General features: G+C 76.3%; 5 protein-coding genes. 3 read left to right on the forward strand and 2 right to left on the reverse strand.

The genetic code is table 11. The features are described 5' to 3' along the window. The first annotated feature begins 151 nt into the window (after positions 1 to 151). Positions 152 to 1,588, forward strand: coding sequence for an acyl-CoA dehydrogenase family protein (locus ACIRRS_RS36135; RefSeq protein WP_402980493.1), 1,437 nt, complete (start codon positions 152 to 154; stop codon positions 1,586 to 1,588). A 22-nt stretch (positions 1,589 to 1,610) separates the two neighbouring features. Here the strand turns inward: ACIRRS_RS36135 and ACIRRS_RS36140 are convergent, their stop codons facing one another. After that, on the reverse strand, positions 1,611 to 2,828 hold the full coding sequence (locus ACIRRS_RS36140; RefSeq protein ID WP_402980496.1) for a phosphotransferase: 1,218 nt from the start codon (positions 2,826 to 2,828) through the stop codon (positions 1,611 to 1,613). 475 nt (positions 2,829 to 3,303) lie between these two features. On the opposite strand from ACIRRS_RS36140, the gene ACIRRS_RS36145 reads away from it, so the two are divergent. After that, positions 3,304 to 4,797, forward strand: coding sequence for a hypothetical protein (locus tag ACIRRS_RS36145; RefSeq protein WP_402980499.1), 1,494 nt, complete (start codon positions 3,304 to 3,306; stop codon positions 4,795 to 4,797). Between the two features lie 49 nt (positions 4,798 to 4,846). Here the strand turns inward: ACIRRS_RS36145 and ACIRRS_RS36150 are convergent, their stop codons facing one another. After that, positions 4,847 to 5,221, reverse strand: a complete 375-nt coding sequence (locus ACIRRS_RS36150; RefSeq protein WP_402980502.1) for a hypothetical protein — start codon at positions 5,219 to 5,221, stop codon at positions 4,847 to 4,849. 320 nt (positions 5,222 to 5,541) lie between these two features. Here ACIRRS_RS36150 and ACIRRS_RS36155 point away from each other — a divergent pair, with 320 nt between their 5' ends. Beyond that, positions 5,542 to 7,044, forward strand: a complete 1,503-nt coding sequence (locus ACIRRS_RS36155; protein WP_402980505.1) for a HEAT repeat domain-containing protein — start codon at positions 5,542 to 5,544, stop codon at positions 7,042 to 7,044. Positions 7,045 to 7,186 lie beyond the last annotated feature (142 nt).

The raw sequence follows: 7,186 nt of genomic DNA on the forward strand, positions 1-7,186 counted from the left end.
TGCGCCGGCCGCTCTCCGGGGCCGCCGGCCCCATGCGCGCCCGTCCGACGTGTCCGTCCCGCGTGCCGCTCCGCACTCCGTACGACGACCAGGCCCCGAGGGGCCGGCCGTGCGGGCCGAGCCCACGCCGCCGCCCGGAGGCACCAGCATCATGACGACCATCGCCGCCACCGACCACTCACGCGCCGACCGCCCGGACGACGAACGTCCGGACGACGACCGCCCGGACGACGAACGTCCGGACGACGACCGTCCGACGGACGATCGTTCCTCCGACGAACGGTCGGCGCCGGACCGCCCGGTCCGCGCGGCTCGTGCGGGCCGCACCCGAAACGATCGCACGCGCAACGATCGGACCCGCACCGATCGTTCGGCGGACGATCGTTCGGCCGGTGAACGCTCCGCCGAGGCCGGCTCCGCGCCCGACCGGGAGGCCGTCGAGGCCGCGCTGGCCCGCCTCCCCCGGGTGGTCGACCTGCTCGCCGCCCGCGCCGAGGAGCACGACCGCGACGCCACCTTCCCGTACCAGGGCATCGAGGCCGTCCACGAGGCCGGACTGCTCACCCTGACCGTCTCCCCGCGCTACGGCGGGGCGGGCGGCACGCTCGCCGACACCGTCCGGGTCCTCGCGCGGCTCGGCCGGGGTGACGCCTCCGTCGCCGTGGTCACCGCCTTCACCCTGCTCCAGCACGCCGAGCAGGCCCGCCACCCCGGCTGGCCCGCGGCCGGGTACCGGCGGCTGCTCACCGAGTCCCGGCGGGGCCCCGCCCTGGTCAACACCCTGCACGCCGAGCCCGGCGAGCGGGAGGCGGGAGCCCCGCCCGGGACGGTGGCCCGCCCGGACGGCGAGGGCGGCTGGCTGCTGAGCGGCCGCAAGACGTACTGCACCGGCGCGGAGGCCCTCGCCTGGATGGCCGTCACCGCCCGGACGGACGAACCCGAGCCCAGGACCGGCACGTTCCTCGTGCGCGGCGAGAGCGAGGGCCTGGAGATCGACCCCGTCTGGGACCAGCTCGGCCTGCGCGCCAGCGCCAGCCACGACGTGGTGCTCGAGGAGGTCCGGGTGCCCGCCGACCTGGCCCTCGGCCTCGCCGCCCCCGCTGCGCGCAGCGCCGACGAGAACGGGGCCCGGCTCTCCCGCGCCTGGCACGACCTGGCCCTCGCCGCCGTCGCGATCGGCGTCGCCCGCGCCGCCGAGGACTGGCTGATTCGTTTCCTCAACCAGCGGACCCCGGCCAATCTGACCGAACCGCTGGGCACCCTGCCCCGCTACCGCTGCGCCCTCGGCGAGATCGAGGCCCACCTGATCGGCGCCGAGGAACTGGTGGAGGGCCTGGCCCCCCGGGTGGACCGGGGCGAGGAGGACGCCGTCGCCCGGACGGGCCCCGCGCACCTGCTCGCCGTCCGCGCCGCCACCACCGCCGTCCAGCAGGCCGTCGCGCTCACCGGCAACCCCGGCCTGAGCCGGCGTCACCCCCTGGAGCGCTACCTGAGGGACGTGCTCAGCAGCCGGGTGCACCTGGCCCCCGAGGAGGCCGTCCTGGACGCCGCCGGCCGGGTCGCCCTCGAACGGGGCGCCCGGCCGTGAGGCTGGCTGGCGGTCGGTCGGCTCAGCGGGTGCCGACCGCCGCGCGGACGGCCCGGCGGGCGAGCGCGGCGTCGTCGTAGAGGCGGCGGATCATGATCCGCTGCTCCTCGCCGGCGCCCGGCACGTCGTACAGCCGGATCTCCCGCATCAGCACGAGCACCAGGTTCACGAGGAACGCGTCCCGCGCCATCGTGCCGCCGCTCTGGGCGAGTTGGCTGATCTGGCGGCGGGCCGCGGTGTCGCCGGAGAGCACGCTCCACAGCACCGCCAGGTCGTAGCCCGGCAGGTACCAGCCGGCCTGCTCCCAGTCGACCAGCACCGGCCCGGAGGGCGCCAGCAGCATGTTGCTGAGCAGGGCGTCGCCGTGGCACAGCTGCATCGGCGTGTGGCCGAGGCCGTGCAGCAGGCCGCGAAGGTCGCCCGCGTCCCGGTCGGTCAGCTGGCCGACCGAGTGGTAGCGCGAGATCTCCAACTGGTAGTCCAGGCGCGGCTGGAAGACGTCGCTCGGCGGCCGCCACAGGTTCAGCGTCCGCACCGCGCCGAGCAGGGCCCGCACCTCGCCCGGGGTGGGCGCGTTGACCGGGTGGCGCTCGCGGGCGGCCGGGCGCCCGGGCACGCGCTCCATGACGAGCACGCAGCGGTCGTGGTCGGCCGCGACCAGCCGGGGCAGCCGCACCGGCGGGCGGTGCCGGACGAACGCCCGGTAGACCGCGACCTCGTGGTGGAAGTCGGCCACGAGCTGCTCGAAGTACTCACTGCGCACCGCCTGCGGCGCCAGGCACTTGGCGACCACGGGCGCCCGCCCGATGGTGCCCGCCACCAGGATGTGGCGGCTGCCCTCGCGCAGGACCTGGCGCGGCGTGAACGCGGGACATATCCGCGCGACGCTCGCCAGCGCGGCCCGTACGGCCGGGGTCTGCAGGGCGGAGGGGTCGATCCGGTCGGGCCCGAGGGGGGCGCCCGGCCGGATCGGGCGGCGCATCACCTGGCTGTCGGCCTGGCGGGCGAGCGGGAGGCGCTGGCCGGGCGCCAGGGGGGCCTCGGGGCCGCGCAGCCCCAGCGCCGTACGGCCGGTGGGGACGACTCGGGCCTCGGTGGACCGGCCCTCGACGCCGCGCGGGGCGACCGGCCGGACGCCCGGCGGCACCTGCTTGGGGCCCGGGCGGCCGGCGGCCGCGGTGGGGGGGCGCAGTGCGGCGCGGGGCGCGGTGGGCGTCGGGGTCGTCGCTGAGGAGTGCATGGGGTGAGGGTGGTCCCTTCCGGTCCGGCTGCGGCCCCGCGGTGCGGGGGAGGGCCGGTGCCGCGCGCTCCTGGGGGGTTGCGCGCGGCGGCCCTGCTCTTGGGCGGACCGGGTGGTGCGCGGGCGCCGGGCACGGACGCGGGGTCAGGAACCCCTGTTCGGCTGTCGACCGGCCGTCCGCACCCTGGGGAATGCGGTCGGCCGGAGAGCCGTGGCCGTGCCCGGCGCTCCCGCGCCACCCGGCCGCGCCACCCCCTCGGGTGAGGACCGGGGGCGTCCCGTGCCACGGTCGGGGGACAGCCCCGACGCCGGTGGGACGCCGCCCGACCCGGAGGCGAGGTGGCGCACCCCTACAACACACCCGCGGTGCACTGGCTTAGTAGTCTGGCGGGCCCTGGCGAACCGTGGCGAATGCTCGCCCGGCACTTGCCGGACGCTCTAGCCTCGAAGTGCCGAGGAAACCTGGGGGCTTCACTTGAGCAGGGAACCCAACACCCGACTGGCCGATCTGTTCGTCCTGACCGGATGGTCCAAGGGCGAGCTGGCGCGGCTGGTCAACCGTCGGGGTGCCGCGCTGGGGCAGCAGCAGCTGTCCACCGACACGTCGAGGGTACGGCGTTGGATCGAGCAGGGGGAGATCCCCCGCGATCCGGTGCCGAGGGTGCTGGCGGCCGTGTTCACGGAGCGGCTCGGTCGTGTCGTCACCACTGAGGACCTCGGTCTGGAACGACACCGGCCCACCAGGTCCCCAGGGGCGTCAGCCTCCGCAGCAGTCCCGTGGTCGCCGGATCGAACAGCCGCGGTCCTCACCGAGTTCACGGGAATGGACCTCATGCTGAACCGACGTGGATTGGTGGGTGCGGGCGCCGCGCTCACGGCCGGGGTGGTCATCGCCGACTCGCTCAAGGGCTGGCTGGGCGGGGACGCCGTCGCGTACGCGGCTGCCGCGCCCGGGCCCCGACAGGTGGTCACCGGGGGCGGGACGCGCCCCGTGGTGGACGTGTACGAGGCGGGCCCGATCGGGCCCGACGAGGTGGAGTCGCTGGAGCAGTCGGTGCAGGTGTTCCGCGCCTGGGACGCGGCGCGCGGCGGCGGCCTTCAGAGAAAGGCGGTGGTCGGCCAACTGAACGAGGTGGGCGGCCTGTTGACGCACCGTCACAGCAGTGACGTGGAGCAGCGGTTGTGGCTGGTCGCGGCCAACCTCGCGGTGCTGGCCGGCTGGATGTCGCACGACGTGGGCCTGGAGCCCACGGCCCAGCGGTACTTCACGATCGCGGCGGACGCGGCCAGGGAGGCGGACGACCGCCCGCGCGCGGGGGAGGCGATCTCCCGCGCCGCGCGGCAGATGGTCCACCTGGGCCGGGCGGACGACGCGATCGAGCTGATGGCGGCGGCGAACTCGACGGGCGGGCGGCTGCTGCCCCGGACGCGCGCCATGTTCAACACCGTCGAGGCCTGGGCGCACGCCTCGGTCGGGCACGCCCAGGACACCCACCGGCTGCTGGGCGAGGCCGAGGCGCTGTTCGCCGACGAGGCCACGGAGCCGGCGCCGACCTGGATGCAGGTGTTCGACGAGGCCGAACTGCGCGGCATGCAGGCCCTGGTGCTGCGCACGCTGGCCGAGTACGACGCCTCGGCGGCCCCGTCGGCCCGGCGGCACGCGGAGCGGGTGATCGCCCTGCGCGAGGGGACGGGGCAGCTGCGCTCGGCGCTGTTCGACCGGATCACCCTGGCGTCGGTGCACTGGATGACCGGGGAGCCGGAGGCGGCGGCGGAGCAGACGCGGACGGCGCTGAAGGGGATCGGCCAGAACTCCTCGCACCGGACGTGGGACAGGCTGCGGGAGATGTACCGGCTGACGGCGCGCTACCGGGGGCTCGCGGTGGTGGACGAGCTGCGGGCGGACCTGGGGCGCCAGTTGCGGACCGCGGACTCCAAGAACCGGCCGAGGTCGGCGGGGAGCGCCTGAGGGCCGAGCCTCGGGCGGCCGGTCCGGGGGCCGGCTGAGAGGAGAGGGTTCAGTCGAGCGGGGCCGGCCGCAGGAGCATGCGCAGCGCGGTGACGGTGCCGTCCGGGCCGAGGACGGGCTCGCCCGCGCACTCGACCCCGTCGTGCCGGCCGCCGACCCGCCGGACGCGGACCGTTCCGGCGGAGGGGCGGCCGTGCACGAGGGCGTCGGTCATCATGCGGCGCAGCAGCGGCCGGTCCGCCTCGGGGAGGCGGTCGGGCAGGCGGTCGAGGCTGAGCGGGGCCGTGCCCGGGTCGCAGCCGAGGAGGAGGTAGGTCTCGGCGTTCCAGCGGACCTCGTCGGTGAGGAGGTCCCACTCGGCGGAGCCGATGCCGATGCCGCTCTCCTCGGCGTGCGCGGGGCGGCGTGCGCGTTCCGGCTTCACGGGCGCCCTCACCGGCCTAATGGCATGGTCATGACGGGTCCATCGGTCGGGTCCGGTCCGCCGGGTGCGGGCCGTGGGAGTAGTGGGACGACTGTCGCACAGCGTCCTCACCCGTGCGGGTGATTTGGACAGAACGCACGCAAAGTTCCCATGGCATATGCCACTGTGGCGGCGGCCTCCGTTGCCCTGTGTGCGGATGGGTGCGCGAGGCGGTAACCTTCGGTGATTCCGGCGCCCGGGCGCCCACCGCAGTACCGACCAGAGACCCCGGCGACGGAAATCCCGTTGCCACTACGACCGCCGCAACGGATGCTGACCTCATGTTCGAGCCAGTGATAGCACCTAGTGCCAGCCTCCTCGGCCTCCTTCAGCGAGGCCGCGGTGACGGGCAGCTCCACGCGCTGGCCGCCGACCGCACCGAGGCCATCGCCGCCCTTGAGGAGTGCGTCACCAGAGATCCGCGAGCCGACTGGCAGGTCGAGGGGCGCTCCCTCTATTACGCCCGCCTCTACATGGAGCTGGAGGCCCCCCTCGACGGGATCGAGGACCACCTCCACTCCGCCGAGGACCTGGTCAGCGACGACGAGTGCCGCACCGGCCTCGCCCTGTCCGTCCTGGGCCACCTCGCCGCGTACGGCCGGCGCGACGCGCTGCTGATGCTGCGCGAGTACGCCGCCACGGGCGCCAACTGGGCCTGGGCGCTGGACGAGCTCGCCCTGCGGGACGACGACCGGGGCCTGCTGCTGCTCGGCACCGCCGTGCTGGACCACTTCGCGCCCGGTCCCGAGGGGGACGCCGAGCTGCGCGAGTTCATCCGCAACGCCTACGAGCCCCGGCCGTGGCGCCTCTGGGCCGCCTACCACCCGCGGGTCGCGGCCGCCTCCGAGCAGTCGCCCTTCGACCTCTGGCAGCGCCAGCTCAACCGCAGCGGCGTCACCCCGGGCTGGTCCACCGCCGACGTCCTGGCCTGGGCCGACCAGGGGGACCTCGGTGCCCTCGGCGCCGGAGCCTTCCTGGGCCGCACCGCCTCGTCACAGACGGAGGAGGACCCGGACGGGCCCGACGCCGTGGACCGGCGCGCCGCCGCGGCCGCCCGCTGCCTGACCGCCGTCGTGCGGCCCGAGGACCGTCCGCTGCTGCTGGAGGCGGCCGAGGGCGGACTGCCCGGAGCCCGCAGAGCCGCGCTGCGCCACCTCGTCGACCAGCACGATCCCGCCGCGATCGGGCTGATCGAGGCCGCCGCCGCCGACGTGGACGACCGCGTGGTGCGGGCCGCCCTGGAACTGCTCGGCCGGATGCGCGGCCCGGAGGTGCTGGCGCACGCCCGCCGCTGGGCCGACCCGGTCGGCGGCGCGGCTGACAGCGCGCTCGGCGAGGCCGCCGTGCGCCTGCTCGCCGACGCCGGCGAGCCCGACGACGCGTCGCTGGTCGTCGCCGGCCTGCGCCGATGGGTGTCGGTGCGGGGCGTGAGCGGCTGCGGGCTCGGGTCCCTGGTGGACGGTGCGGGGCGGCTGGCCGCCGCCGACGCCGTGCCCGTCCTGCGCCACATCTACGGGGAGGCCGCCTCCTCGGAACTGCGGGGCCGCGCCGCCCGGGCGCTGGCCGCCACCGACGTGCACTTCCCGGAGGGGCCCGCCGTCGAGTGCCTCTGGGACTGCGAGGAGTCCACGCGCGAGCTCGCCGCGCGCCACGTCGCCACCACGGGCGACGCGCGTGTGCTGGAGCGATTGCGCAGGCTCGCCGCCGACCCGGCCGAGGAGGCCGAGGTCCACGCCGCCGTCCGGGGCAGGCTGACCGCCGCCGCCCGTGAGTTCCGGCGTTAGGCACCTTCCACAGACACAGCGGTGGGGGGGGGGGGGGGGCGGGGCCCCCCCCCCCCCCCGCACGGGGGGGGGGGGGGGGGGGCCCCGGCAAAGTACCCCCCCCCCCCCGCGGGGCCGCCCCCCCCCCCCCCCCCCCCCCCCC

Origin of the sequence: Kitasatospora sp. NPDC101183, from assembly GCF_044767945.1 — a bacterium.
In the GTDB taxonomy this organism is placed as follows: Bacteria; Actinomycetota; Actinomycetes; order Streptomycetales; family Streptomycetaceae; genus Kitasatospora.